Consider the following 528-nt stretch of genomic DNA (forward strand, 5'->3'; position numbering starts at 1 on the left):
TATATAAGCGCCTAGTTGAACGTGAACGAAGCATGAGTATTGAAAACGTATCAGGTCAGCCATTAGAAATCATGAGCTTGCTTCGTATCAACCATGCCATTCCCGTCAATTCAAAAGGACACTAAAAATACCGGTTTAAACGGAGGTTGGCATGGTAAATCTAATACGACGAAGTGTAGTTAGCGGTCTCGTTGTCGGCATGTTTGGTTGTTCGTCATTTGATTATCCCGATCATGGTCAGGGTGGATTGGCGGAAAGCTATCAAGATATTTCGATTGAGAACTATCAGTTCTCGCCTGTTATGCCAGATGAACCATTGGGCCCAGAGCATGGATTGCGATTCGATTGGCAGTTGACCAAGCTTCATCTCGACGCTTTGATTCAAGAAGGCGCTCGTTGGTGCTTCCCTGCTGCAGTGGTGCAAGCACTCGAGAAGCAAAATCGCATTGCTCGTGAACTAGAAGGCGGTTTACTGCTTGATGCCGCCAATGACCTGGTCATCCAGCGTCGTCGATTAAACCAGCTTGA

At 46.6% G+C, this 528-nt stretch carries 2 pseudogenes; both read left to right on the forward strand.

Going from position 1 to position 528, the window contains the following annotated elements:
- Positions 1–125 (forward strand): annotated as a pseudogene (locus tag R7093_RS27805) (anti-sigma factor antagonist); the annotation flags it as partial.
- A gap of 26 nt (positions 126–151) precedes the next feature.
- A pseudogene (locus R7093_RS27810) lies at positions 152–528 on the forward strand (OmpA family protein); the annotation flags it as partial.

Source organism: Vibrio sp. 1580, from assembly GCF_033340055.1.